Genomic DNA, 25,807 nt, shown 5'->3' with positions numbered 1-25,807 from the left:
CGCCTTGTCCTTCAACCTGCGGGAGCGGCAGCGGCCGCGGCCGCTCAAGACCCTCTACCGCGAGCAACCCGACGCGGCCGTCGTCACGATCACCGCCCGGGGCAGCCAGGCCGGTGTCCCCATCAGCTGCCACGTCGACCTCGGCCGGGCGATCTACGAGGCCCAGGCCCATCCGGGGGTCGGCGGCGCCGGGACCGGCGCCTGCTCCGGCGACCTGCTGCTGGGGGCGCTGGCCGCCTGCGCCCAGCTCACCGCGCAGATGGTGGCCGAGGCGATGGGGATCCGGGCGGAAAAGATCGAGGTCGCCGTGGAAGGCGACCTCGACCTGAAGGGAACCTTGGGCATCGACCCCTCTGCGCCCGTCGGCTTCAAGGCGATCCGCAGTCGCATCGAGGTCGTCGCCCCGGATGCTACTCCGGAGCAACTCGCCTCCCTTCGGGAGAAGGTGGAGAAGTACTGCGTCGTTCTCTCCACCCTGCGCAACCCGCCGCCCATCGAGACGCGCTGGGTCTGACTAGACGGCGGCCGCCTTGCCGGCGTACTCGCTGGGCAGCCCGAAGACCTCCCGGGCGGCGGTGCGGACCACTTCCACCCGCTCGGGCGGCGCGAAGACGTACAGGCGCCAGAGGTCGGCGTACTGCCGGGCCAGCGCGCCGACGTCGCCGGACAGCGGGGAGTCCAGCCCGGCCAGGGGCTGGACCCCCTGTCGCGTCCGGACGGGTACCTGCGCTTCCTTGATGTAGCTGGCCCGGGGGCAGTACAGGATGACCTCCGCCGGCCGTACCCTCGCCCGCCGGGCGATGGCCTCCTCCAGCTGCGTGTGCTCGCGGGTGGGGCCGCTGAAGCGCTGGATGATCTGCGCCTGCTGCGCACCCAGGCTCTGGCCGGAGAGCACGTAGGCCCGCTTGTACAGCCGGCGGGCCCGCAGGCGTGCCGCGAGTTCCTGCACGTCCGGATCGGGGAAGCCGGCCAGGAGGTCCAGGAACTGCTCGTCCGTGAGGGTGTAGAGCCGCTCCTCGGTCAGCCAGGTGCGGGTCCCGATCTCCACCGCCTTGGCGATCATGGCTCCCGCGGCGATCTTCGTGTGGTGCAGGTACACGCGCTCGGTGAGGAAGTAGCGCAGGTGGAGGAGGTGGACGATCTCCGACCGGGCGTCCGGCCGTTCCAGCCCGTGCCGGAGCATGTTCATGACCAGGTGCCCGCCGTCGAGGGTGAAGTAGGAGAAGATGCGGTCGTCGTAGTCGCGCCGCAGCCCGGCGAAGTACGCGTCGCGGCGGAGGTAGTCCAGGAGGTCGGCGTCGACGGTCGAGGACACCACCTCGGCCATCCACGGGGACGGCCCCCGGCCGGAGAGGAGGTCCAGGACCCCATCGCGCAAGCCGAGGGCCTTCAGCACCTGCCCGAGCTCGGAACGGTCGCCGAAGAACGCCTCCGTCCGGTGGCCGTCGTCGTGGCGCGGGAAGATCTCCCGCTCGTCCTCGAAGGTGTGCCCGAAGGGCACGTGGGTCACGTCGTGCACCAGAGCCGCCATGCGGACGAGGGCGGCGTCGGCGGCCGGGATGTCGAAGCCGCTGCGCCCCAGGTGCGCGAGGATCCGGCTGGCCGCCGCCAGGGTGCCGAGCGAGTGGTCGAAGCGCGTGTGGGTGCAGCCCGGGTACACCAGGTAGGCGGTCCCGAGCTGCTTGATCCCCCGCAGGCGCTGCATCTCCCGGGTGTCGAGCACCCGCGCCTCCTCGGCGGTCAGGTCGATGTCCCCGTGGATGGGGTCCCGGATCACCACCCGCGCCCGCCCCCCGTCACTGGCCGCCCGGCTGCGTGCCGGTACCCGGCGGCTGCTCCGGCTGGGCCGGCGCCTCGCCCGCGCCGCCCGACGCCTGACCCGGCTGGCCTGAGTGGCCCGGCGCCTGACCTGGCCCCTGACCCGGCCCCTGCGCCGGCGGCTCAGCAGGCTCCTGCGGGAACAGCCAGCCCGGCTGCTCGCTGCCGGAGCCGGGCTGGGAGCCGGGCGGCCCGCCCAGCCACGCGGGCGGGATCACGGGGGTGCAGGTCTCCGTGGGCGCCGTCTCCGACAGGTCCTGCGGCAGGTAGCGCGGGTTGTTCGGATCCTTCGGGCTGCGCGGGAAGTCCGGCCGGATCAGGAAGCTCCGGTTCTCCGGTACGCCGGCGCAGCCCGGCTGCCAGCGGCGCCAGACCTCCTTGGAGGAGCCGTCGGGCTGCTGCACCACTTCCTTGACCACCGGGATGGGGTCCGTCCAGAAGCCGGGGTAATCCGGCTGCGTGGGCTGCGTGCCCCGGGCGAACCACTCGGTGGTGGTCTGCGGGCACATGGCGCTCGGCAGCAAGCCCGTCTTGGCGCAGATCTCCACCGGGATCACGCTCGCAGGCCGCGGCCAGTCCTCCGGCGGAGAACGGTGTGCCGCCAGCATGATCTCGGTCCAGATCCGGGTGGGCGCGTCGGCCCCCGCGTACTCCAGGGAGCGCGGCTTCTCCGCCTCCCGGTTGTCGTAGCCGTTCCACACGCCGACGGCCAGGTCCCGGGTGAACCCGACGAACCACGCGTCCGCCTTGTTCTCCGTCGTCCCGGTCTTGCCCGCCGCCGGCCACCCGTTGAGCCCTTTGGTGGCCGCGGCGGCCGTGCCGCGGCGGATCACGCCCTTCATCATGTCGACCATCAGCCAGGCGGTGGACTCCTTGATCACCTGGCGGCGGCGGGGCTTCGCCTCGAAGATCACCTGCCCGTCGCGGTCGACGATGCGGGTGACGATCACCGGGTCCACCCGAAGCCCGAGGTTCGCCAGGGTGGAGTACGCGAGGGTCATGTCGAGCACGGACACGCCCCGCGTGAGCCCGCCCAGGGCCGTGGCCAGCTGAACGTCGTTGCGGGGGCCGTCCTTCACCAGGGTCCGGATCCCGAGCAGGGAGGCGATCTCCACGGCCTTCTCCGGGCCGACCTTGGCGATCGTCTGCACGGCGGCCGCGTTGCGGGAGGCCTCGATCGCCCGGCGCATGGGGATGAGGCCCCAGTAGGTGTTGTCGTAGTTCCGGGGCCACAGTCCGGTCGGGCTGGCGGGATCGACCTTGAAAGGCGCGTCGTCGATCACCGTGCCCGGACCCCACCCCAGGAGCTCGACGGCCGGTGTGTAGGCGGCCAGGGGCTTCATGGCCGACCCTGGCTGCCGGAGGGTGTCGGTCGCCCGGTTGAGCTCGCGCATGCGCGTGTGATCCCGGCCGCCCACCAGCGCCAGGATCTCCCCGGTCGAGGGCCGCACCACCGCCACGCCGACCTGGATCCAGTCCTCCCGCCTGTCGGCCGGCATGGCGAACCGCTTGTCCACCTGGGGGTCCATCACCTTGGCCACGGCCCGGTCGGCGATGGCCTGGACCTGCGGGTCGAAGGTCGTGTAGATCTTGTACCCGCCCCGGAAGAGCTCGCTGTCCTGCATCGGCTGGATGCCGTACCGGAGGGCCTCCTGCTCGTCGGTCAGGACCCGGATCACGTAGTCGACGAAGTGGGCACCGGGCCCCTGCGGCCGCTGCGGCTGGACGATCGGGGACAGGCCGGGGTGGTGCAGCTTCTCGGCCCGGGCCTGCTGCCACTGCTCCTGCGTGATGAAGCCCCAGCGGAGCATCTGGTCGAGGACGATCTCCTGCCGCTCCTTCGCCGCCTCGGGGTTCTTGTAAGGGTCGTAGGTCGCCGGGGCCTGGACCATGCCGGCGAGCATGGCGGCCTCGGCGATCGTGAGGTCCTTCGGGTGCTTGCCGAAGTACTCCTTGGCGGCCGCCCCGATGCCGTAGAAGTTATAGCCGAAGTAGATCTCGTTCAGGTAACCTTCGAGGATCTCTTCCTTTGAGAGGCTGCGCTCCAGCTGGATCGCGAGGAGGAGCTCCTGGACCTTGCGGGAGAGCTTCCGCCCGCGGTCCAGGTTGTACGCGTTCTTGACGAACTGCTGGGTGATCGTGCTGGCGCCCTGGATATCCCCCTTGCCGGTGACCAGGTACTTGAGGTCGATCCAGGCCGCCGCCACGAGGCGCCTGGGGTCGAAGCCGCGGTGCTGCCAGAACCGGGCGTCCTCGATGGCGATGAAGGCATCCTGCACGTGCCGGGGGATGTCCTTGAGGGGTACGTAGATGCGGTTCTCGTTCTCCTTGCCGGTGAGGACGGCCAGCTCCTTGCCGTTGCGGTCATAGATGATCGTCGACAGGGGCCCTACCATGCGCTCCGGGTCCACCCGCCCGGCCGCGGGCAGGGCGCGGTACTGCTCCAGGACGTACATGGCGGCGTAGCCCGTCCCGCCGATCAGCGCCAGGAAGAAGAACACGAACAGGTACCCGACCCACCGCCAGAAGCGGCGCCGGGGCCTCCTGCGCCGGGGACGGGCGCCCGGGGAGCCGGGCTTCGTGGGCATCGGGCCGATGCACCTCCATGGTCATGGAGATTCGCCCCGCGCGGGCCGCGTCCTGTTCCGGGGGACGGAACAACATTTGCGGGCCGCTCCGAGACTATGCTAAAATCTAGGCCAAGTCAAGAACAGCCAGGGGCCCCTGGCCCTGCCAGAGCGCCCGCCGCGGGGCGGGCTTTCTCTATGACCTCCGGATCCCGCCGAAGGAGGAGCACTCGGATGCCGTTTCGCCCCGTCCACGAGCAGCTGGAGTACCTCCTGCGCGGCGTCGCGGACCTGGTGAGCCGCGAGGAGCTCGAGCGCAAGCTGGCGGAGTCCTACCGCACCGGCCGGCCGCTCCGGGTCAAGCTGGGCATCGACCCCACCGGTCGGGAGCTGACGCTGGGCCACACGGTGCCGCTGCGCAAGCTGAAGGCGTTCCAGGACCTGGGCCACCAGGCCGTGCTGATCATCGGCGACTACACGGCCACGGTGGGCGACCCGACCGGCCGCAACGAGGCCCGTCCCCAGCTCACCCAGGAGGAGACCCGGGCGAACGCGGCCACCTACCTGGAGCAGGCCCGGCGGGTGGGGCTGGACATCGAGCGCACGGAGGTCCGGTACAACAGCGAGTGGCTGGCGGGCCTCACCTTCGCGGACGTGATCCGGCTGGCCTCGACGATGACCGTCGCCCGCATGCTGGAACGGGAGGACTTCGGAAAACGTTACGCCGAGGGGCGTCCCATTTTTCTCCACGAGTTCTTCTACCCGCTCATGCAGGGGACCGACTCGGTGGCCGTGCGCGCCGACGTGGAACTGGGGGGCACGGACCAGCGGTTCAACCTGCTGGTGGGCCGCGAGCTCCAGCGCGAGGCGGGGCAGGAGCCGCAGGTGTGCCTGATGACCCCCATCGTCGAGGGGCTCGACGGGGTCGAGAAGATGTCCAAGAGCCTCGGGAACTACATCGGCCTGAATGACAGTCCCGAGGACATGTACGGGAAGACCATGTCCATCCCGGACACCCTCATCGTCCGGTACCTGACGTACTTCACGGAGGTACCCGTCAGCCGGGTCCGGGAGATCGAGGCGGCGATGGCGGCCGGCGCCAACCCCCGCGACTTCAAGATGGAGCTGGCCCGGGAGATCGTCCGTCTGTACCACGGCGAGGAGGCCGCCCGCCAGGCGGAGGAGCACTTCCGCACGGTGTTCCAGCGCCGGGAGCTTCCCGGCGATCTGCCGGAGCTGCCGCTGGGGCGGCAGGACCTCGAGCCCGGGGGCACCCTCCCGCTCTTCCGCCTCCTCGTCCTCCTCGGCCTGGCGCAGTCGTCGTCGGAGGCCCGGCGCCTGGTCGAGCAGGGTGGGGTGACCCTCGACGGCGAGCGCGCCGCCGACCCCCTCGCCCCCGTGCCCGTGCGCGACGGGCTCGTCGTGCGGGCGGGAAAGCGGCGGTACGGCCGGGTGGTCCTGCGCTGACCCGCGCCCCGTCCGGCAGGAACGTTCGGGACCGCGCGCGCATATCCTGGCTGCCACCGGAAGGGTAGGGGCGGAGGCGCATGCGGGGCTTCCGGCGGCGCCGGCTTGCGGCCCGGGTGGGGCCGGCGGCGCGAGCGCTCCTGGCGGCAGCGGTGCTCTGGGGCCTGGCCCGGCTCGGGGGCCGGGTCGCCGATCCGGTGATCCGGGCGGTCGGGGACATGCAGGCCCAGGCCATCGCCATGGACGCGGTGAACCGGGTGGTGGTCGGGCAGGTCGTGCGCGGGGTGTCGTACGCCGACCTGGTCCGCTACGAGACGGACGCCCAGGGCAACGTCACCGTGCTCCAGACCAACACCCCGCTGGTGAACGAGATCGCCGCCCGGGCCGTGCGGGCGCTGCAGGCGGAGCTGGCGCGGATCGGGCAGCGGACGTTCCGCCTGCCGGTGGGCGACCTTTTCGGAAGCCCGTTCCTCGCGGGACTCGGGCCGGGGGTGCCCGTCCGCTTCGTCCCCGTGGGCGCCGTCACGGCGGACGTGCGCAACCGGTTCGAGGCGGCCGGGATCAACCAGACCCGGCACGTGGTCAGCCTCGCGCTCACCGCGCGCGTGCGGGTCGTGATCCCGCTCGTCACCCGCGAGGTGACCGTCACCTCCGAACTACCCCTGGCCGAGACGGTCATCACCGGGAAGGTGCCCGAGAGCTTCTGGCTCGGCGGCACCCTCGCGCCGCCGTCGACCGTAACCCCGCGCGCCGGCGCCCCATAGACTGAGGCCGGGGGGAAACAGCCGAAAGGGCGGGCTCACCTCCAAGGGGGTGCCCTCGGATGTTGTTTGGGTTCTTCGGTTTCCCGGACGGGACGGGCGTCGTGCCCGCCTTCTCCCCGTTCATCGGGGCTCAGGCGGGGGCCAACGACAACTTCATCGTCCCGGGCGGAGTGAACTACCCGGCGGCGAACGCGACGGTGTACCGGGTCTACGAATACGCCGTGCCGGTGACGACCGTCGCCACCGTGCCTTCCGCCTACCCGACCGTCGCCGGAGTGCCCGGAATCGCAGCGTATCCAGCCTGGGTGTAGCAGGGTACGTACGAAGGCCGGCGGCCGCCCCGCCCCGGGGGCGGCCGCTGGCGCGCACGGGTCGGGTCCGCCTCCGGTCTCGCCGGGCGAACCTCCCCCTGACGGCCCCGGCCGTGTCTGTTACAATGAAGACACCGTGATTCCAGGCGGAAATTTTCCTGTTCCCAAGGAGGAGCGTACGTGAGCATCGGGACGCGGCCGAAGGTGGCCAGTAACATCTGGGAGCTGATCGGCAACACGCCCCTGGTGCGCCTGAACCGGGTGACGGACGGCGCGGGGGCGGAGGTGCTGGCCAAGCTCGAGTTCTTCAACCCGGCGAGCAGCGTCAAGGACCGGATCGCCTTCTCGATGGTCGAGGCGGCCGAGCGCGAGGGTCGCATCCGTCCGGGCCAGACGCTGATCGTGGAGCCGACCTCGGGCAACACCGGCATCGGCCTTGCCTTCATGGCCGCGGCCAAGGGCTACCGGCTCATCGTCACCATGCCGGACACGGTGAGCCTGGAGCGGCGCCGGATCCTGCGGGCGTTCGGCGCCGAGGTCGTCCTGACCCCCGGGGCGGAGGGCATGAAGGGTGCCATCCGGAAGGCCCAGGAGATCCTGGAGGCGAATCCGGGTGCCTGGATGCCGCAGCAGTTCGAGAATCCGGCCAACCCGGAGATCCACCGGCGCACGACCGCCGAGGAGATCTGGCGGGACACGGACGGCCGGGTGGACATCTTCGTCGGCGGCGTCGGCACCGGCGGGACGGTCACCGGGGTGGGCGAGGTCATCAAGGCCCGCAAGCCCGGCTTCCGCGTGGTCGCGGTCGAGCCGGCGGACTCGCCCGTCCTGTCCGGGGGCCAGCCCGGCCCGCACAGGATCCAGGGCATCGGTGCCGGATTCAAGCCCGACACGCTCAACATGGAAGTCGTCGACGAGGTCATCCGGGTCACCAACGAGGATGCCATCCAGATGGCGCGACGGCTGACCCGGGAGGAGGGCATCTTCTGCGGCATCTCCTCGGGCGCCGCGGCCTGGGCGGCCGTGCAGGTGGCGAAGCGGCCGGAGAACCGGGGCAAGCAGATCGTCGTGGTGCTCCCGGACACCGGCGAGCGGTACCTGAGCTCGGTGCTGTGGGCGGAGGAGGAGTAGGCGCGCCGGGTGGTCCTCCGCCTTGTGACAGGGAAGTTGACAATTGGTTGCCCGCCGCGCCCCACCGTGAAATAATAGGCCCGGGAGGCGAGGTTCATGGACGCGGCGGCGGTGGCGGAGCGGATCTCGGGCTGGATGGCGGACGAGGTCCGCCGGGCCGGAGCGCGGGGGCTGGTGGTCGGGCTGTCCGGCGGGGTGGACTCGGCCACCGTGGCCGCGCTCGCGGTGCGGGCGGTGGGCCGGGAGCGGGTGCTGGGGCTCGTCATGCCCTGCCACTCGGACCCGGCGGACGCCCGCTTCGCCCGTCTGGCGGCGGAGCCGCTGGGAATCGAAGTGTTGACGGTCGACCTCTCCCACGCGTACGATGCCCTTGTGGCGGTGATGAGCCCGGAGGGCGAGGGGACGGAGGTGCGCCGGCTCGCGCTGGCCAACCTGAAGCCCCGCCTCCGCATGGCCGCGCTTTACTTCCACGCGGCGCTCCGGCGGTACCTGGTCGCAGGCACCGGCAATCGCGACGAACTCTACGTGGGGTACTTCACCAAGTACGGCGACGGCGGGGTGGACCTCCTCCCGATCGGCTCGCTCGTCAAGGGCCAGGTGCGCGAGCTGGCCCGGCACCTGGGCGTGCCCCCGGAGATCGTGGACCGCACCCCCACGGCAGGGCTGTGGCCCGGCCAGACGGACGAGGGCCAGATGGGGATCCGCTATGCGGACCTCGACCGGTACCTGCTGACCGGGGAGGGCTCCCCGGAGCTGAAGGAGCGGGTCGAGGCCATGCACCGCGAAAGCGAACACAAGCGGCAGCTTCCGCCCGTGGGCCCGGCGTAGCCCGCCCCAGCGGCAGGCGCGGCCCGGGCTCCGGCGCCTGCCGGCCGGGGGGAGTCAAGGGCCATGTCGGGACATTCGAAGTGGGCTCAGATCAAGCGGACTAAGGCGAAGAACGACGCCGAACGCGGCCGTCTTTTCTCGCGCCTGGCGAAGGACATCCTCAGCGCCGCCCGGGCGGGCGGAGGGAACCCGGACGCGAACCTGCGCCTGAAGGTGGCGATCGAGAAGGCGCGAGAGGCCAACATGCCGGTCGAGAACATCGAGCGGCTGATCGCCCGCGCCACCGGCCAGGCCGGGGGCTCCGCGTACGAGGAGGTCGTCTACGAAGGCTACGGGCCCGGCGGGGTCGCCATCCTGATGGAGATCCTGACGGACAACCGGAACCGCACCGCCGCCGACATCCGCAGCATCTTCAACAAGCACGGCGGGAGCCTGGGGGAGTCAGGGTCGGTGGCCTGGATGTTCGCCCGCAAGGGCGTGATCCGGGTGAACCGGGCCGAGAACGACATCACGGAGGACGACCTCCTGGCCGTCGTCCTGGACGCCGGCGCCGAGGACCTGCGGGCCGAGGACGACGCCTTCGAGATCACCACCGCCCCGGACGACCTGGACGGCGTCCTGCGGGCGCTGGAGCGGGCCGGGGTGAAGGTCGAGGAAGGCAAGGTGCAGCGGGTGCCCGTCACCACCGTGGAGGTGAGCGGCGAGACCGCCAGGAGGCTCCTGCGCCTCCTCGAGGTGCTCGACCAGAACGACGACGTGCAGAACGTCTACGCGAACTTCGACATCCCCGAGGGCGAACTCGCCGCCCTCGAGGGCTAGCGATGGACACCCTCCTGGCGATCCCCCGCCGTCTGTACGACCTCGTGCTGGCCCACTGCCTGGCGGAGCGGCCGCACGAGGCCGTCGGCTTTCTCACGGGCCGGCAGGGGGTCGTGCGCAGGGCCGTGGCCGTGCGCAACGCCCACCCCGACCCCGTCCGCCGTTTCCGGGTCGACCCCGTGGACGCGCTGGTCGCCCTCCGTCCGGTGGAGGCCGGCGATGAGGAGTGGATCGCCCTCTACCACTCGCACCCGGACTCGGTGGCGTACCCGTCGCCCCGGGACCTGGCGCTGGCGGAGGTGTGGCAGGCCCGCGGCCCGGCCGGGGGCCCGGCGTTCCTCTTCATCGTCTCGCTGGCGTCACATCCCCCCGACGCCCGCGCCTACCGGCTCGCCGCCGGGCGCGACCCGGCCCCGGTGCCGTACCGGAAGCTGGACCTGCCGGACGGGGAATGGCTCGACCTGCGCTAGCGGGAAGGCGCGGTCACCCGTTCGGCAGCGTTGACATAACTTACGGATGGGGCTGGGAAGCCCGATCCTCTTTCGAAGCGTGGCGAGAGCCGTGCCTTCCCGCTTTGCTACCCTGACGGTACCCCGGATCCTGTACGAGCGGATGGTCGCGCACTGCCGGGAGGAGTGGCCGAAGGAAGCGTGCGGGATCATGACGGGCAAGGGGGGTGTCGCCCGCCGCGCCTACGCCCTGCGCAACGTGCATGCCCAGCCTGCGATCCGCTACCAGATCGACCCCGCGGACCAGCACGTGGCGATGCAGGGCGTGCTGGCGGGCCAGGAAGAGCTCGTGGCGATCTACCACTCGCACCCGACCACGGTCGCGTACCCTTCTCGCACCGACGTGGCCATGGCCCGCTACCCGGAGGCCGCTTACGTGATCGTCTCCATGGCCGGACAGGAACCGGAGGTGAAGGCCTTCCGCATCACGGACGGCGAGGTCGCCGAGCTGCCGTGGCGTGTGGCCGACCTCGCCGGGGAGTGGGTGGACCTCCGCTGGCTCCCGGAGCGTGAATAAGCGGTGCCGTCCCGGGCGAAACTCGGGGCGGTACTTCTTTCTGTCACCGGGAGGGGATCGGGTGCAGCGTCTATCCATCCCTCGCCGGCGCTGGCTCCTGCTCGGCCTGGGCCTCCTGGTCTTCCTGGCCGGCTGGTCGCTGGCACTCGTGCGCGGGCCGAGGCCGCCCGTACCCCGGCGGACCCTCCCCGGCCGGGCCGCGCTGGTCCAGGAGACGGCCGCCCCTGCCATCCGGGCCGGGGCGACGGTCCTGTACCGCAAGGTGTACTTCCCGTCGGGCCGGACGGAGGAGTCCGAGGAGCCCGCGCCCGCCGCGCTCGTGGGGATGCGCCGGCAGGACCTGACGCTCTACTACCCGCAGTGGCAGGTCGAGTCGTTCTCCCCCGACCGGGTGGTGCTGCGTCAGGACCTGCCCGAGCCGTGGCGGCACGTGCGGCTGGAGGGGGGCGAGGTGGTCGTCTACTACGGCCGCGCGGGCCATCTGGGGCCGGTGCTTTCCCGCACCGGCATCGCCGCCGACCGGTTGCCGCCCGTCGACCGGCACCGGCTGGAGCAGGGCGTCGACGTGGAAGGCGACGAGGCGGTCCGGGCCTTCCTGGAGTCCGACGCCTCCTGAACCCGCCTCGTGGATGTCTCTCGCCCGCGCCCCGAACACAGGCGCGCCCGGGCAGGAACCCGCCCCGGGCGTAGCGTAATTCCAGAAGGGACACCGGGCGCGGGGAGGCGGCGCGGCTGCGGGTTCTGGGAGTCGACCCCGGCACGGCGAGGCTTGGTTACGGCGTGGTGGAGTCCGGGAGCCGCGGGCCCCGGGCGCTCGCTTTCGGGAGCATCGAGACGCCGGCGGGGGAGCCTCCGCATCTCCGCCTCCTGGCCCTTCACACCGGGCTGTCCCGTCTGTTGCACGACTGGAAACCGGATCTGGTCGCGGTGGAGGAACTCTTCTTCGGCCGCAACGTCACCACCGCCCTGAGCGTGGGCCAGGCCCGTGGCGTGGCCCTGCTCGCCGCGGCCCAGTCCGGCGTCCCGGTCGCCGAGTACACGCCGATGCAGGTCAAGCAGTCCGTGAGCGGCTGGGGGCGGGCGGACAAGACCCAGGTCCAGGCCATGGTCCGCGTCCTCCTGGGGCTCGGCGACGAGCCCCGGCCGGACGACGTGGCGGACGCCCTCGCCGTGGCCCTGTGCGCGCTCCAGTCGTGGCCGCTCGAGGAGCGAGTCCGGCAGGGACTGGGGAGGCAACGAAGCGGATGATCGCCCACCTTCAGGGCCGGCTGGTTCGGGCGGGGGCCGACCACGTGGTGGTGGACGTCGCCGGGGTGGGATACCGGGTGCTGGTACCGGCCTCCACCCGGGAGCGGCTGCCGGGCGCCGGCCGGGAGGTGCTCCTCTACACCTCGCTGCAGGTGCGGGAGGACAGCCTGACGCTGTTCGGCTTCCTCACCCAGGGCGAGCTGGAGCTCTTCGAGGCGCTCCTCACGGTGAGCGGGATCGGTCCGAAGGTGGCCCTGGCGATCCTCTCGGCGGCCTCGCCGGACGAGGTGCGGCGGGCGATCGTGCTCGAAGACACGGCCTTCCTGACCCGCCTCCCGCAGGTGGGCCGCAAGCTCGCGCAGCGCCTGGTGCTCGAACTGCGCGAGCGCCTGAGCGGCAGCGCGCGGCCCGCGGCGGATGGCGGACCGGGTCCGGCCGCGCCGGCGCACCCGGCGGCGCAGGCCTGGGCGGACGCGGCGGAGGCGCTGGCGGCGCTCGGCTACCCGCGTCCCGAGGCGCTGCGCGCCCTGGAGGCCATCCGGCCGCAGGCCGGCGACGGGGCGGAGGCCGCCGCCCTCGTCCGTCTGGCGCTGCGGTGGCTGGGCGGAGGAGCTGCGAGCGGTGAGTTGTGAGTGGTGAGTGGTGAATTGTGAGTTGTGAGTGTGCGCACGTGCCGTGAACACGCGCGGACCGTATGGGGGGGAACGCGGTGGAGGGCGAGCGCCTGGTATCGGCGCAGGGCCAGGGCGACGACGCCCTGTACGACCGGTCCCTGCGCCCCACCCGCCTGCGGGACTATCCGGGCCAGGAGCGGGTCAAGGAGGAGCTCACGATCTACATCCAGGCGGCCCTGGCCCGGTCGGAGCCGCTCGACCACGTCCTCCTGTACGGGCCGCCCGGCCTGGGGAAGACCACGCTCGCCCACATCATCGCCAGCGAGCTGGGGGTGAACATCCGCACGACCTCGGGCCCCGCTCTCACGCACGGCGGCGACCTGGCAGCGATCCTGACCAACCTCGAGGACCGCGACGTGCTGTTCATCGACGAGATCCACCGCCTGAGCCGGGCCGTCGAGGAGACACTCTACCCGGCAATGGAGGACTTCGCCCTGGACCTCGTGCTGGGCAAGGGTCCCTCGGCCCGGACGCTGCGGCTCGACCTGCCGCGCTTCACCCTGGTCGGGGCCACGACGCGGTACGGGGCGCTCACGTCCCCGCTCCGCGACCGCTTCGGGGTGGTGGCGCAGCTGCAGTTTTACGAGGTCCCGGAGCTCGTGCAGATCCTGAACCGGTCCGCGCGGATCCTCGGGGTGCCGCTCGATCCCGGGGGGGCCCTGGAGATCGCCCGCCGGGCGCGGGGCACGCCACGGGTGGCCAACCGCCTCCTCCGCCGGCTGCGGGACTACGCCGAGGTCCGGGCGGACGGCCGGATCACCCGGGAGGTGGCCGAGGCCGGGCTCGAGCTCATGCAGGTCGACCGCCTGGGGCTCGACCACGTGGACCGGCGGCTCTTGCGGGTGATCGTCGAGCGGTACGGCGGCGGGCCGGTCGGTCTGGAGACGCTGGCCGCCGCCACCAGCGAGGAGCCGGAGACCATCGAGGACGTGTACGAGCCCTACCTCATGCAGATGGGCTTCCTGCAGCGGACTCCCCGGGGCCGGGTGGCCACCCGGGCGGCCTACGAGTATCTGGGAATACCGTACCCTGAGGCCGATGGGCCTGAGCAGCAGCGTCTCTTCTGATGACGGGCGGAGGTGCGAGGGGCGTGGAGCCGGTCGGGCGTCTCATGATGTGGATGGGGGGCTTCCTGTTCGTCCTCGGCCTGGCCTTCACCTACGGGGGCCGTCTGCTCAGCCTGGGGCGGCTGCCCGGGGACATCGTGGTGCAGCGTGGCAACTTCACGTTCTACTTCCCCCTCATGACCAGCATCCTCCTCAGCGTGATCCTGAGCCTTCTCTTCTGGATCGTGGGCCGGCTGCGCTGACGCGCCGCGCGACCCCCAGATCCGGTCCCGACTCCGGCGAAGAGTTTACCGAAGGCGGGTGACGGCCTTGCCCGGCTTCCTCGCGGGGCTGTGGGCCCTACTGGGCGGCCGCGGCGGCCCCTCCCCGCCGCAGGACGACCCCATCGAACGGGCGCGGGCCGGCGACCCCGCGGCCCGGGAGCAGGTGCTTCGGCAGTACACGCCCCTGGTGCTGCGCGTCGGGGCACAGGTCACGGGGCGGTACCTGCAGGCCGGCCGGGACGAGGAAGTGAGCGTCGGCCTCATGGCCCTGGACGAGGCGATCGACCGGTACACGCCGGGGCGCGGAACCTCGTTCCTCACGTTCGCCGAGGTCGTGATCCGGCGCCGGCTCATCGACCACCTGCGCCGTGCCCGGCGGCGCCCCGAGGTACCGCTGTCGAGCCTCGCGCCGCCGGGCGAGGAGGAGTCCTCCCTCCCCGGGGTCGACGAGCGGGCGGCGGTCCTCCAGCACCGGGCGGACGAGGAGGCGGCCGAGCGGCGGGAGGAGATCGAGCGCCTCAGCCGGCGACTGCTCGAGTTCGGGATCCGCTTCGAGGACCTGGTGCGCGAGTCGCCCCGGCACGAGGACGCCCGCCAGCGGGCCATCGCCTGCGCCCGGCTGCTGGCCGAGGACCCGGACTTGCGGGAGCACCTGCTCCTGCGCAAGGAGTTGCCCCTCCGGCAACTCGCCGGGCGCGCCCCGGTGAGCCGCAAGACCCTGGAGCGCCAGCGGCGGTACATCGTGGCGGTGGCGATCATCCTCCTCGAAGAGTACGACTACCTCCGGAGCTACATCCGCCCCGCGCTCGTACCGGCCGGCAGCGATCCGGACGGCCGGGGTTCGTGACGGGCCCGGGGAAAGGGGGTCGCGGCCGTGGGCAAGGGGGTGCTTCTCCGGCTGGACGGGCGGAGGGGCATCGTCCTCACGCCGGACGGGCAGTTCCGCCACGTGCGGCTGAGCCGGCCCGCCGCGATCGGTGAGGAGGTCACCTTCCCCGACGCCGCCCACCACGCCGGCCCCAGGGCGGCGTGGTGGGCCGCCGCGGCCGCAGCCGTGCTGCTGCTGGCCGTCGCCATCGTGCGGCCCTTCGTCGTCCCGCTGCCGGCCGTCGCCCTGGTGGCCGTCGACATCAACCCGAGCATCGAACTCTGGGTCACCGCCGGGGAGCGGGTGCGCTCCGCCCGGGCCCTGAACGCCGATGGCGAGCGGGTGCTGGCACTTCTCCGGTACCGGGGGCGTCCGGCGCCCGAGGTGGTGGAGGCCATCACCGAGGCGGCGTTCCGGTTGGGCTTCTTGCAGCCCGACGACGGCGATGCGATGGTCCTCATCACGATCTCGCCCGCCGCTCCCTCCGGTCCGGCTGCGCCGGCCCTCGAGGGCCTGCACGACGACCTGTACCGTGCCGCCGAGGAGGTCATCCGGTCCCACCGCGGGGTCGCACAGGTGCAGACCCTGCAGGCCGACCCTTCCGAGCGGGAGAAGGCGGAGGCGCTCGGCATCTCGCCCGGGAAGTACATGCTCTACGAGGAACTGCGGGCGCAGCGTCCCGGCCAGACCCTGCGGCCGGAGGAGCTCCGCGACCTGCGGCCGGGCGACCTCATCCGCCGGTTCGGCGCGGGTTCCCTCCAAACCGTCGTGGAGCGGATCCGCGGGCGTCAGGCAGAAAAGGGGCTCTTCCCCGGGCGCTCGCCCGAGAACCCGCCGCCGGCCTTGCCGCCGGGGAAGGACAAGGACGCTCGCGGCGGAAAGGAGGACAAGGGGGAGCACAACTCGGGGCCGGGGCGTGACGGCGCGCCGGGACTCCCAGGCCCGCGCCCGGGCGGTGACCGGGACGGTGCGCATGAGGAGCCCGGACGGGACGAGAAGGGCGAAGACAGGAAGAAAGAGAAGGACAACGAGCCGGGCGGCCGTCGCGAACCGGGGCGCCGGCCGGAGGGGGAGGACCGGCAGGGGCCCGACGGGCGCGGCCGGGGGGCCCCCGAGCCCGGGGAGGACGGCCGCGACGGGGGCCGCGAGAGGGGAGAGCGGGGGGCGGACCGTCCCGGGAAAGACGAGCGGAAGGACGAGCGGGGGGACCGCCGCTCCGCCGGAGCCGGGCTGTTCCCCTGGCTGGAAGACAGGATCCGGACGGAGGACCGGCTACGTTCGCTCTGGCCCCTCTCGCGCAACCGGAACGAGGGCAGCGGGTGGCCGTTGCGCCGGGACCGAGGGGAAGAGGACGCGTCGGATCCGGACGGCAACCGGGAGGGTGAAGGTGAGAGTCGGCAAGAGGAGGACTGATCGCCGGCTCGTTGCGGCCCTGGGAGCCCTCGCCCTGGGCTTCCTGGCGGTGGCGGGCGTGCCCGCCCCGCGCGCCCGGGCGGAGTCGCCCCGGGCGCCGGCGGCGCCCGGCGACGTCGCCCCTGCGGGCAGCCTCGGGGGACCGGCGGTGCGGGTCGGCATCGGGCGGGCGCTGCTGGGGGCGGAGCTGCGGGGCACCGGCGGACTCGTCGTCCTCGACCCGTCGGGCCGGGAGATCGCCCGGGCGGGGCCGGGTCAGCCGGTGCGCTTCCGGGCCGAGCCCGTGCCCGGCGCCGTGGGGCCGCCGGGCGGGCCGGCGGTGGCCGTGCGCGTGGAGCCCCCGGATGGCGGCGCGCACCTCTTGCCGGGCCCGGTGCGCGCGGTGCCCGCCGGCACAGGCGCCTCCGATGGCGGGGCCATCGTCTACGAAGGGCGGCGCTACCGCGGTGAGGCCGAGGTGCTTCCCAGCGCGGCCGGGGGCCGGCTATCCGTCGTGAACGTCGTGGGGGTCGAGGACTACCTGCGCGGCGTCCTGCCCCGGGAGATGCCGGTCCGGTCGTTCCCGCCGGAGGCGCTGAAGGCGCAGGCGGTGGTGTCGCGCACCTTCGCCCTGAAGGCGCGCGAGGAAGCGCGCTTCCGGGCCGAGGGCTTCGACGTCACGGCGGACACCTCCAGCCAGCTGTACGGGGGCATGGACGTCGAAGAGCCGGAGGCGGACGCGGCGGCCCTTGCGACCCGGGGCCAGGTGATCCTGTACCAGGGCCGGCTTATCGCAGCGCTGTTCCACGCCCAGTCGGGCGGGCACACCGAGGACAACGAGGTCGTGTTCACCGGCGGCAGGCCGCTGCCGTACCTGCGCGGGGTGCCGGACTTCGACCAGGACGCCCCTCGCTATCGCTGGGAGGTGGTCGTCGACGCGGGGCGCCTCGGTGCCGCGCTTCGCGACGGCTACCAGGTGGACGTCGGCGAGATCCTCGGGGTCGAGCCTGCCGGTACGCGGGGCTCCGGTGGCCGCTGGAGCCACTGGCGGGTCTGGGGGACCCGGGGGAGCGCGCAGGTGACCGGGTCGCAGATGCGCTGGGCCCTCGGCCTGCCGTCCAACCCACGGGAGCTCACCGTCGAGCGGACCGCTCCCGGTACCCCTGCCCGCGGGTACGCGGCGGCGGAGCGGCTCATCGTCCTGGGGGCGGCAGGCGCCCTCCGCGAGGCGAGCGCCGGGGGCCTCGTGCTGGCCGGAGCGGCGGAGGCGGCCGCCTCTGGGCCCTCCGGCACGGCGGAGCGTTACGCGGCCGTGCCGGAGGGCGGGTTCGTGGCGCTGGGGGGCGGGGGCGAAGTCCCGGTCACGCTGCGGGCGGCCGGTGGCGGGTACGGGCACGGGGTGGGGTTGTCCCAGTGGGGGGCCCGGGCCCTGGCGCTGGCGGGAAAGACTTACGTGGAGATCATCCAATACTATTTCACCGGGGTCGAGGTCGCCGCCTACGGCGGCCCCTGAACGAGACGCGCCCACGGATGAGCGGGAGGCCTGCAGTTGAAGGTCGCGGATTTCGACTTCGAGCTGCCTCCGGAGCGGATCGCGCAGACGCCCATCGAGCCCCGGGACGCCTCCCGCCTCATGGTCCTGCACCGCGACAGCGGGGAGCTGGAGCACCGGATCTTCCGGGACCTGCCCCGCTACCTGCGGGCGGGGGACGCCCTGGTGCTGAACGACACCCGGGTGATCCCCGCCCGGCTGATCGGCGAGCGGGAGGGCACGGGCGGGCGGGTGGAGGTGCTGCTCCTGCACCCCACCGGCCCGGACACGTGGGAAACCCTCGTGCGACCCGGGCGGAAGGCGCGCCCGGGGCAGCGCCTCCTCTTCGGCGGCGGGCGCCTGCGGGCGGAGGTGCAGGGGCTCACCCCGGCCGGCGGGCGAGCCGTGCGCTTCACGTACGAGGGCCGGTTCGAGGACGTGCTGGAGGAACTCGGACGGGTGCCCCTCCCCCCGTACATCCGGACAGAGCTGGAGGACCCCGGGCGCTACCAGACCGTCTACGCCCGCGACCCCGGCTCGGCCGCCGCACCGACGGCCGGCCTGCACTTCACCCCGCGCCTCCTGGAGGAGATCGCCGGCCTCGGGGTGGAGATCGTCTACCTGACCCTGCACGTGGGCCTCGGGACCTTCCGGCCGGTGCAGGTGGAGGACGTCGAGGAGCACGTCATGCACGCCGAGTACTACCGGGTGACGGAGGAGGCCGCCGCCCGCCTGAACGCGGCGCGGGCGCGGGGAGGTCGCATCATCCCGGTGGGGACCACGGCCCTCCGCACCCTGGAGACGGTGGCCGACGAGGCCGGCGTGATCCGGCCGGGGTCGGGTTGGACGGACATCTTCATCTACCCGGGCTACCGGTTCAAGGCCACGGACGCCCTGGTGACCAACTTCCACCTGCCCCGGTCGACCCTGCTGATGCTGGTTTCCGCCCTCGCGGGTCGGGAGCGCATCCTCGCGGCCTACCGAGAGGCGGTGCGGCTGGGCTACCGGTTCTTCAGCTTCGGCGACGCCATGCTCATTCTCTGACGCCCCCGCCGGGCGCTGCCCGGCGGCGGAGAGGGGTACGCGATGCCGCCAGTACACTTCCAGGTGATCGCCCGGGACCCGGCGTCGGCCGCCCGTCTCGGGCGGCTGACCACCCCGCACGGCGCCATCGAGACGCCGGTCTTCATGCCGGTGGGGACCCAGGCGACGGTGAAGACGATGACGCCCCACGAGGTCTGGGACCTCGGGGCCCGCATCCTGCTCAGCAACACCTACCACTTGTACCTGCGGCCGGGTCACGACGTCGTCCGGGAGGCTGGCGGGCTCCACCCGTTCATGGCCTGGCCCGGCGCCGTCCTCACGGATTCGGGCGGGTTCCAGGTGATGAGCCTGGCGCCGCTGCGCCGGATCACGGAGGACGGCGTCGAGTTCCGCTCCCACATCGACGGGGCGACCCACTTCCTGCGCCCCGAGGATGCGGTCCGGATCCAGAACGACCTGGGAGCGGACATCATCATGGCGTTCGACGAGTGCACCCCGTACCCGTCCGACCGGGAGTACGCCCGTGCCAGCCTGGAGCGGACCGCTCGCTGGGCCGCGCGCTGCCGGGCCGCCCACGGTCGCCCGGATGAGCAGGCCCTCTTCGGCATCGTGCAGGGGAGCGTGTACCCGGACCTGCGGATCGAGTCCGCGCGCCGAACCGTGGAACTCGACTTCCCCGGGTACGCCGTCGGCGGGCTCTCGGTGGGCGAGCCGAAGCCGGTCATGTACGAGATGCTGGAGGTCCAGGTGCCGCTCCTGCCGGAAGACCGGCCGCGTTACCTCATGGGGGTGGGCTCCCCCGAGGACCTGATCGAGGGGGTCTGGCGGGGGGTGGACATGTTCGACTGCGTGCTCCCGACCCGCCTTGCCCGCCACGGCACGGTGTTCACGCGCCGGGGCCGGATCACCGTCAGGGGCGCGGCGTACGCCCGGGACTGGGCCCCCCTGGAGGAGGGGTGCACCTGCTACGCGTGCCGCCACTTCTCCCGCGCCTACATCCGGCACCTCCTGAAGGCGGACGAGATCCTCGGGATGCGCCTGTGCACCATCCATAACCTCCACTTCCTCCTGCGGCTGATGGAAGACATCCGGCAGGCGATCGCCGCCGGGCGGCTGGCGGCGCTGCGCCGTGACTTCTACGCCCTGTGGGAGGAGGGGGCGGAAGGCACCGTGCCCGAGCCGCCGGGGGCCGTGAACCGATGAGCAGCGCGGGGTTGCCCTCCCTCCCTGTGCCCCTCACTCCCTGGATTTCCCGCCCGGTTCGGGTTATGATAACCATGGTGCGCCCGGGATTTCCAGCGCGGGGAGTCGAAGGGCATGTGGCGGAAGGTCAGCAGGGCCGCCCTGGTGGCGGCCTTCTACGTGGCCGTGACCGGGGTTCTGGCTCCCATCTCCTTCGGGCCGGTTCAGCTGCGCCTGTCCGAGGGGCTCGTGCTGCTGCCCGTGCTGTGGCCGGAGACCATCCCGGGCCTGTGGGCCGGCTGCATGCTGGCGAACTTCCTCTTCGGCGGCCTGGGGCCCGTCGACATCTTCGGGGGGAGCGCGGTCACCGGCCTGGCCGCCTACCTCACGTGGCGGCTGCGCCGGTCCGTGTGGCTGGCCGGTCTGCCGCCGGTCGTCCTGAACGGGCTCATCGTGGGGGCCTACCTGAGCGTGCTGCTGGACGTGCCCTACCTCCCCACGGCCCTGAGCGTCGGGGCGGGGGAGCTGGCTGCCGTGTACGGGGTCGGGGTGCCGCTGGTGCTGGCGCTGCGCCCGGTGCTGCGCACGTGGCCGGCCCGCTAGGGCCGCGGCCCGGCCCTGCACGCCCCCCGTCCTTTACACGTGGTCCGAAGCGAGGTGGCACCGTGATCGAGTACCGGGCAGCACGGATGGAGGATCTGGAGCGGCTTCTCCCCCTGTGCCTGGCTTACGCCGCGGAGCGGGCGGCCCTGTCCGGCCAGCGGCTGGCGGCGAATCACGCCGAGCAGGTGCGCGCGAGCATGGAGAGCCTGCTCGGGTACCCGGCCGCCTTCACGGTGGTGGCCGAGGAGGACGGGCAGTTCGCCGGCTATGCCACGGCCACGCTGCAGGAACCGCCCCCCCTCTTCGACGGCGAGCCCTTCGTGTTCGTGGGCGATGTCTACGTGGAGCCGCGCCGGCGCCGCCAGGGGATCGGCACCGCCCTGGTCGAGCGCCTGCGGGGCTGGGCGTTCCTGCGCGGGGTGGGGCGGCTCTCCGCCGTCATTCCCGCCCGCAGCGAGGCGGCCCGCCGTCTGGGGGCGCGGCTGGGCTTCGCGGTGGTCGAGGAGCTCGTGTACTGGCAGGAGCAGGCGACCGAGGGTGCGGGCGGCGGCACGGCGGCGGGGTGAAAGATCGGGTGGGCCTTCGGGCTCCGCCAGGAATCGGAGGTCCGACGGCGAAGTTGTCGAATGAGAGGAACGCCGCTCGAACCAGGCGGCGCGGCGGCGGACGGCCGGGCGAATGGAGGCGGGTGCTCTTTGCAAAATCCGCAGTTGTTCAACTTATTGCTGCCGATCGCGCTCTTTGCGCTCCTATGGTTCCTCATGATCCGTCCCCAGCAGGTCCAGGCAAAGAAACGGCAGGAGATGCTGAATAGCTTGAGAAAGGGGGACCGGGTCATCACGATCGGGGGGATCCACGGCACCATCCTGGACCTGGATCCGGAAACCATCACCCTGCGCGTGGCCGACGGGGTGGACATCACCGTCCAGCGGTCCGCCATCGGCGCGGTCCGCGGCGCGCAGAAGGACGATAAATCGGGTGAAAACGCGTAAGCGAGGCGCATTCTGCGATGAGCACGGTGCGTGAGTTCCGGTCGGATCCCGGTGCGGTCGCTCCCGCCAAAGCCGCCGTCCGGGAGGCGCAGAGTCCCCTGGAGGCGGTGCAGCGGCTCATCCGGGCTGCCTGCGAGGACCTCGGCCTGCCGCCGGCCGTGTACGAGTACCTCAAGGAACCGGCCCGGGTGCTCGTGGTGAACATCCCGGTACGCATGGACAGCGGCGAGGTTCGCACCTTCACCGGCTACCGGAGCCAGCACACGGACGTGGTCGGGCCCACCAAGGGCGGCGTCCGGTTCCACCCGGCCGTCACCCTTGACGAGGTCAAGGCCCTGTCGATGTGGATGACGATGAAGTGCGCCGTCCTCGGCCTTCCGTACGGAGGGGCCAAGGGCGGCGTCGTGTGCGAGCCCCGGACCCTGTCCCGCTCGGAACTGGAAGGCCTGGCACGAGGATACATCCGGGCCGTGGCCGGGTTCGTGGGTCCGGAGCGCGACATCCCGGCGCCGGACGTCAACACGAACGCCGAGATCATGGGCTGGATGCTGGACGAGTACTCGTCCCTGAGGGGGGTCGTCACGCCCGCGCTGATCACCGGCAAGCCGGAGGTGCTGGGCGGGTCCGCCGGCCGCACGGGCGCCACCGGCCGGGGGGTGGTCATCACCATCCGGGAGGCCGCGGATCGCCTCGGGCTGGACCTCCGGGGGGCGACGGCGGCCATCCAGGGGTTCGGCAACGTGGGCTCGCACACGGCGCGCTACCTGCAGGAACTCGGCGTGCGGGTCGTCGCGATCTCGGACGTCCGGGGGGGCGTACACCGCCGGGACGGGATCGACGTCGAGGCGGCCATCGAGCACACCCGCCGCTACGGGAGCGTGGTCGGGCTGCCGGGCACCGATCCCATCGGGTCCGACGAGGTTCTCTACCTCCCGGTCGACATCCTGGTACCTGCCGCCCTCGAGAACCAGATCACCATGGCGAATGTCGACCAGGTGTCGGCGCGCATCGTGTGCGAGGCAGCCAACGGCCCCACGACCCCCGAGGCGTCGGAGGCCTTGGTCCAGCGCGGCACGTTCGTGATCCCGGACATCCTGGCCAACGCCGGCGGGGTCACCGTGTCGTACTTCGAGTGGGTGCAGAACCTCCAGAACTTCTACTGGCCGGAGGACGAGGTCGAGGCGCGTCTCGAGGACATGATGGTCCGGGCATTCAACACCGTGTACAAGGTGCACGCGCAGCGGGGGGTCTCGATGCGTCGGGCCGCGTACATGGTGGCGCTCAAGCGGCTGGCCGACGCCATGGCGGCGCGCGGCTGGCTCTGAGGCCCGCCTCCGGTCCGACCGGCAGCTTGACCGGCAGAAACGACCGGCAGAAAGAAGGGGTCCGAGGGACCGGCAAGTCCCCCGGACCTCTTTCCGCGCGCACGCCCGATCGCCGTCAGATCGCCTTCTCCTCCCGCATCCGGGCGATCTCTTCGTTCGAGTACCCGAGCGCCCGCAGGACCTCGTCCGTGTGCTCGCCGAGAAGCGGCGGCGGGGTCCGCACGGCGCCCGGCGTCGCCGAGAACTTGATGGGGATGCCGGGCACCTTGATGCGGCCCGCACGGGGGTGGTCGACCTCCACGGCCATCTCCCGGTGCAGGACCTGGGGATCGGACCAGACCTGGGCGAGGGAGTAGATCGGCCCCGCGGGGACGCCCACCGCCTCGAGCCGCTCGATCCAGTGCGCGGCCGGCGCGGTGCCGAGGATCTCCTCGAGGAGCGGGATCAGGACCTCCCGGTTGACCACCCGGTCCTTGTTCGTGGCGAAGCGCGGGTCGGCGGCCAGGTCGGGGCGGCCGATGGCCTCGCAGAACTTCTGCCAGAGGGCGTCGTTGCCCACCGCGACGATCATGTACTGGTCTCGGGCCTTGAGCGCCTGGTAGGGGACGATGCTGGGGTGGACCGACCCGGTCTTGCGGGGCTCCTGGCCCGTCGCCCAGAAGGCCGTCGCGAAGTAGGTCTGCCAGGAGACGATGGTCTCCAGGAGGGACGTCTCCACCTTCTGCCCCCGGCCGGTGCGCTCGCGCGCCCACAGGGCGGCGAGGATGCCGAAGGCAGCGTACATGCCCGCGCCGATGTCGGCGATGGACATGCCGGCCTTCACGGGCGGGCGCCCTTCCTCGCCGGTGACGGCCATCATGCCTCCCATGGCCTGCGCGAGCACGTCGTACCCCGGCTTGTCGCGGTACGGGCCGGTGAGGCCGAAGCCGGAGACCGCACAGTAGACCAGGCGCGGGTTGTGCTCCTGCAGGACCTCGTACCCCAGGCCCAGGCGCTCCATGGTGCCGGGCCGGAAGTTCTCGATCAGGACGTCCGCCCAGCGGACCAGGCGGAGGAAGACCTCCTGCCCCCGGGGGTGCTTGAGGTTCAGGGTCAGGCTCTTCTTGTTCCGGTTGACGCTGAGAAAGTACGTGCTCTCGCCCGCCACGAAGGGCGGGCCCCACTGACGGGTGTCGTCGCCGGTGCCCGGGGTCTCCACCTTGACGACCTCGGCCCCGAGGTCCGCCAGCAGCATGGAGGCGAAGGGGCCCGTGAGGATGCGGGAGAGGTCGAGGACCTTGATGCCTGCGAGCGCCTGCTGCACCGTGCGGGCACCTCCAGGATCGCCTTCCCGGCCGTCCGGCGGGGCGGCGGCCGGCTCAGAGGACTTCGCCGTTCTCCGGTCCGGCCCCTCCCGGGGTCGCGGTCCGGTGCCGGCGGCGTCGTGGAGCCCGATCCCTCACTGCCGGCCGTGGATCGGGATCAGGGCGCCGGTGACCGCCCTGGCGTCGTCGGAGGCGAGGAAGAGGACCACCCGGGCCACGTCCTCGGGATCGATCCACCGGCCGGTGTCCGCCTCGGGCATCGCCTGGCGGTTCTTCGGCGTGTCGATGGTGGCCGGCAGCACCGCGTTGACCGTGATCCCGTCGTCCCGCAACTCGGCCGCTGCTGCTTCCGTGATGCGGTCCATCGCCGACTTGCTGGCGGAGAAGGGGCCGAAGAGCGCCTCACCGCGCAGGGCCTGTCTTGCCGATACGTGGATGATGCGGCCCTTCCCGTTTCGCTTCATCACGCGCGCGGCCGCACGGGTCAGCAGGAACGTCGACCGGGCGTTGGCCGCCAGGAGGGCGTCGAACACCGCCACCGGGCTCTCCTCCACCGCGCCGAGGGCGAACTCCCCGGCGCCGTGCACCAGCACGTCGAGGCGCCCGTGCCGGTCCAGCACCTGCCGGAACAGGGCGTCGACAGCAGCCTCGTCGGTGACGTCGGCGGGGATTGCCTCGAGCCGGTCCGATGCCAGTGCGGCGCGGAGGGCGGACAGGCGCTCTTCTGACCGGCACACCGCGACGACCCGGTCGCCCGCCGCCAGGAAGGCGCCCGCCAGGGCCTTTCCGAGCCCGCCGCATGCTCCCGTGATGAGAACGACCCGTTCCATCTCAATCCCCCTGCCTCTCGCCAGGTTGTGAGCCGGCACCGTCCTTTCCGTGGGGACGGGGCCGCGCCCTTCGCGCGAGCCCACAGAACTCTCCAACCGATTTCCGGGCCGTGGCGAACGAATTTAGGGAAGTTCACCAAAGGCATCGTCTCGGACGTGCTCGAATCCCCGTGGCGTATCGCACGGCGCACGGGAGGCCGGCCACTGCGGCTGCCCACGACGACCGCAGCGCTCGAAGCAGGGGGATAACCAGAAGTGTACGAGTTGTCGGGCGACATCACCCTTCCTGCCTCCCCCGAGGAGATCTGGGAGCTGCTGAACGACGCTTCCGCCCTCGCCCGCGCGCTCCCGGGCTGTGAGCGGCTGGTGCGCGAGTCGGAGGATCTCTACCGGGCAGACCTCAGAGTGGGGCTGGCGGGCATCAAGGGAACCTACCGGGGGACGCTCCGGGTCGCCGACCGGAAGCGGCCGGAGTGGATGTGTCTGGAGATCGGGGGCAACGGGGCGGGCGGCTTCGTCCAGGTGAGCGGCACGATCCGCCTGCAGCCGTCGGACGGCGGGACGGCGCTGCACTACGAATGGCAGATCCAGGTGGGCGGCCCCGTGGCCATGGTGGGGCAGCGGGTCCTCGGCGGAGCGGCGCGCCACCTCGTCGGGGACTTCTTCGCCCGCCTCGAGCGGGAAGCCCGGGCTCGCGCCGGTCAGGGCGGTGGGACATCCGGTACCGGCGCGGTGGGGTGAGGAAGGAGGGAG

General features: G+C 72.2%; 28 protein-coding genes. 24 read left to right on the top strand and 4 right to left on the bottom strand.

The window, feature by feature from the left end:
* Nucleotides 1–4 precede the first annotated feature (4 nt).
* Nucleotides 5–514, top strand: a complete 510-nt coding sequence (locus caldi_RS09380) for an OsmC family protein (protein ID WP_264841514.1) — start codon at nt 5–7, stop codon at nt 512–514.
* Here caldi_RS09380 and caldi_RS09375 read toward each other — a convergent pair whose 3' ends face one another.
* Nucleotides 515–1,780 (bottom strand): HD domain-containing protein, encoded by a 1,266-nt coding sequence (locus caldi_RS09375; RefSeq protein ID WP_264841513.1) that lies wholly within the window; start codon nt 1,778–1,780, stop codon nt 515–517. It abuts the gene before it with no gap.
* A gap of 16 nt (nt 1,781–1,796) precedes the next feature.
* Nucleotides 1,797–4,406 carry a transglycosylase domain-containing protein gene (locus tag caldi_RS09370; protein WP_264841512.1) on the bottom strand — a complete coding sequence of 870 codons (2,610 nt, stop codon included), beginning with the start codon at nt 4,404–4,406 and terminating at the stop codon, nt 1,797–1,799.
* Between the two features lie 213 nt (nt 4,407–4,619).
* On the opposite strand from caldi_RS09370, the gene tyrS reads away from it, so the two are divergent.
* The 22 genes from tyrS to caldi_RS09260 all read left to right on the top strand — a co-directional run bounded on the left by tyrS (nt 4,620) and on the right by caldi_RS09260 (nt 22,920).
* A complete protein-coding gene (gene tyrS, locus caldi_RS09365) occupies nt 4,620–5,852 on the top strand; it encodes a tyrosine--tRNA ligase (RefSeq protein ID WP_264841511.1) in 1,233 nt (410 codons plus the stop codon).
* Nucleotides 5,853–5,932: 80 nt separating this feature from the next.
* Complete coding sequence (gene yunB / locus caldi_RS09360) at nt 5,933–6,616, top strand: sporulation protein YunB (RefSeq protein ID WP_264841510.1); 684 nt, start codon at nt 5,933–5,935, stop codon at nt 6,614–6,616.
* A gap of 59 nt (nt 6,617–6,675) precedes the next feature.
* Complete coding sequence (locus caldi_RS09355; protein WP_264841509.1) at nt 6,676–6,927, top strand: hypothetical protein; 252 nt, start codon at nt 6,676–6,678, stop codon at nt 6,925–6,927.
* Between the two features lie 180 nt (nt 6,928–7,107).
* Nucleotides 7,108–8,058: a cysteine synthase A gene (cysK, locus tag caldi_RS09350; protein WP_319951743.1), complete on the top strand. Its 951-nt coding sequence runs from the start codon at nt 7,108–7,110 to the stop codon at nt 8,056–8,058.
* Between the two features lie 96 nt (nt 8,059–8,154).
* Nucleotides 8,155–8,886 (top strand): NAD(+) synthase, encoded by a 732-nt coding sequence (nadE, locus tag caldi_RS09345; protein ID WP_264841508.1) that lies wholly within the window; start codon nt 8,155–8,157, stop codon nt 8,884–8,886.
* Nucleotides 8,887–8,949: 63 nt separating this feature from the next.
* Entirely contained in the window at nt 8,950–9,705 is a 756-nt protein-coding gene (locus tag caldi_RS09340; RefSeq protein WP_264841507.1) for a YebC/PmpR family DNA-binding transcriptional regulator, read from the top strand.
* Nucleotides 9,706–9,707: 2 nt separating this feature from the next.
* The gene (locus caldi_RS09335; protein ID WP_264841506.1) at nt 9,708–10,175 is read left to right on the top strand and encodes a M67 family metallopeptidase; all 468 of its coding nucleotides are present in this window, start codon (nt 9,708–9,710) and stop codon (nt 10,173–10,175) included.
* A gap of 91 nt (nt 10,176–10,266) precedes the next feature.
* Nucleotides 10,267–10,731: a M67 family metallopeptidase gene (locus tag caldi_RS09330; protein WP_264841505.1), complete on the top strand. Its 465-nt coding sequence runs from the start codon at nt 10,267–10,269 to the stop codon at nt 10,729–10,731.
* A 61-nt stretch (nt 10,732–10,792) separates the two neighbouring features.
* The gene (locus tag caldi_RS09325; protein ID WP_264841504.1) at nt 10,793–11,347 is read left to right on the top strand and encodes a hypothetical protein; all 555 of its coding nucleotides are present in this window, start codon (nt 10,793–10,795) and stop codon (nt 11,345–11,347) included.
* 116 nt (nt 11,348–11,463) lie between these two features.
* A complete protein-coding gene (gene ruvC / locus caldi_RS09320; protein ID WP_264844772.1) occupies nt 11,464–11,979 on the top strand; it encodes a crossover junction endodeoxyribonuclease RuvC in 516 nt (171 codons plus the stop codon).
* The gene (gene ruvA / locus caldi_RS09315; protein ID WP_264841503.1) at nt 11,976–12,611 is read left to right on the top strand and encodes a Holliday junction branch migration protein RuvA; all 636 of its coding nucleotides are present in this window, start codon (nt 11,976–11,978) and stop codon (nt 12,609–12,611) included. Before ruvC ends, ruvA begins: the two co-directional genes overlap by 4 nt.
* A 77-nt stretch (nt 12,612–12,688) precedes the next feature.
* Nucleotides 12,689–13,720 carry a Holliday junction branch migration DNA helicase RuvB gene (gene ruvB, locus caldi_RS09310; RefSeq protein ID WP_406568078.1) on the top strand — a complete coding sequence of 344 codons (1,032 nt, stop codon included), beginning with the start codon at nt 12,689–12,691 and terminating at the stop codon, nt 13,718–13,720.
* Between the two features lie 23 nt (nt 13,721–13,743).
* Nucleotides 13,744–13,962 carry a DUF2905 domain-containing protein gene (locus tag caldi_RS09305; protein WP_264841501.1) on the top strand — a complete coding sequence of 73 codons (219 nt, stop codon included), beginning with the start codon at nt 13,744–13,746 and terminating at the stop codon, nt 13,960–13,962.
* Between the two features lie 67 nt (nt 13,963–14,029).
* Nucleotides 14,030–14,830, top strand: coding sequence for an RNA polymerase sigma-I factor (gene sigI, locus caldi_RS09300; RefSeq protein WP_264841500.1), 801 nt, complete (start codon nt 14,030–14,032; stop codon nt 14,828–14,830).
* 27 nt (nt 14,831–14,857) lie between these two features.
* Nucleotides 14,858–16,264, top strand: coding sequence for an anti-sigma-I factor RsgI family protein (locus caldi_RS09295; RefSeq protein WP_264841499.1), 1,407 nt, complete (start codon nt 14,858–14,860; stop codon nt 16,262–16,264).
* Nucleotides 16,233–17,756 carry a SpoIID/LytB domain-containing protein gene (locus caldi_RS09290; RefSeq protein ID WP_264841498.1) on the top strand — a complete coding sequence of 508 codons (1,524 nt, stop codon included), beginning with the start codon at nt 16,233–16,235 and terminating at the stop codon, nt 17,754–17,756. Before caldi_RS09295 ends, caldi_RS09290 begins: the two co-directional genes overlap by 32 nt.
* A gap of 36 nt (nt 17,757–17,792) precedes the next feature.
* Nucleotides 17,793–18,818, top strand: coding sequence for a tRNA preQ1(34) S-adenosylmethionine ribosyltransferase-isomerase QueA (queA, locus tag caldi_RS09285; RefSeq protein WP_264841497.1), 1,026 nt, complete (start codon nt 17,793–17,795; stop codon nt 18,816–18,818).
* Nucleotides 18,819–18,860: 42 nt separating this feature from the next.
* Nucleotides 18,861–20,021: a tRNA guanosine(34) transglycosylase Tgt gene (tgt, locus tag caldi_RS09280; protein ID WP_264841496.1), complete on the top strand. Its 1,161-nt coding sequence runs from the start codon at nt 18,861–18,863 to the stop codon at nt 20,019–20,021.
* A gap of 114 nt (nt 20,022–20,135) precedes the next feature.
* Nucleotides 20,136–20,603 carry a QueT transporter family protein gene (locus tag caldi_RS09275; protein ID WP_264841495.1) on the top strand — a complete coding sequence of 156 codons (468 nt, stop codon included), beginning with the start codon at nt 20,136–20,138 and terminating at the stop codon, nt 20,601–20,603.
* A 62-nt stretch (nt 20,604–20,665) separates the two neighbouring features.
* Entirely contained in the window at nt 20,666–21,169 is a 504-nt protein-coding gene (locus caldi_RS09270; RefSeq protein ID WP_264841494.1) for a GNAT family N-acetyltransferase, read from the top strand.
* Between the two features lie 129 nt (nt 21,170–21,298).
* On the top strand, nt 21,299–21,595 hold the full coding sequence (yajC, locus tag caldi_RS09265; RefSeq protein ID WP_264841493.1) for a preprotein translocase subunit YajC: 297 nt from the start codon (nt 21,299–21,301) through the stop codon (nt 21,593–21,595).
* A gap of 17 nt (nt 21,596–21,612) precedes the next feature.
* Nucleotides 21,613–22,920 carry a Glu/Leu/Phe/Val family dehydrogenase gene (locus tag caldi_RS09260; protein ID WP_264841492.1) on the top strand — a complete coding sequence of 436 codons (1,308 nt, stop codon included), beginning with the start codon at nt 21,613–21,615 and terminating at the stop codon, nt 22,918–22,920.
* A 115-nt stretch (nt 22,921–23,035) separates the two neighbouring features.
* Here the strand turns inward: caldi_RS09260 and caldi_RS09255 are convergent, their stop codons facing one another.
* Together caldi_RS09255 and caldi_RS09250 are read right to left on the bottom strand one after the other, a co-directional pair.
* On the bottom strand, nt 23,036–24,223 hold the full coding sequence (locus caldi_RS09255; RefSeq protein ID WP_264841491.1) for a CaiB/BaiF CoA transferase family protein: 1,188 nt from the start codon (nt 24,221–24,223) through the stop codon (nt 23,036–23,038).
* Between the two features lie 135 nt (nt 24,224–24,358).
* Entirely contained in the window at nt 24,359–25,054 is a 696-nt protein-coding gene (locus caldi_RS09250; RefSeq protein ID WP_264841490.1) for an SDR family NAD(P)-dependent oxidoreductase, read from the bottom strand.
* A gap of 255 nt (nt 25,055–25,309) precedes the next feature.
* Here caldi_RS09250 and caldi_RS09245 point away from each other — a divergent pair, with 255 nt between their 5' ends.
* On the top strand, nt 25,310–25,795 hold the full coding sequence (locus caldi_RS09245; RefSeq protein ID WP_264841489.1) for an SRPBCC family protein: 486 nt from the start codon (nt 25,310–25,312) through the stop codon (nt 25,793–25,795).
* The last annotated feature ends 12 nt before the right edge of the window (nt 25,796–25,807 follow it).

Source organism: Caldinitratiruptor microaerophilus (assembly GCF_025999835.1).
GTDB classification, from domain to species: Bacteria; Bacillota; Sulfobacillia; order Symbiobacteriales; family ZC4RG38; genus Caldinitratiruptor; species Caldinitratiruptor microaerophilus.
This window is presented reverse-complemented; position numbering and strand designations above follow the sequence as displayed.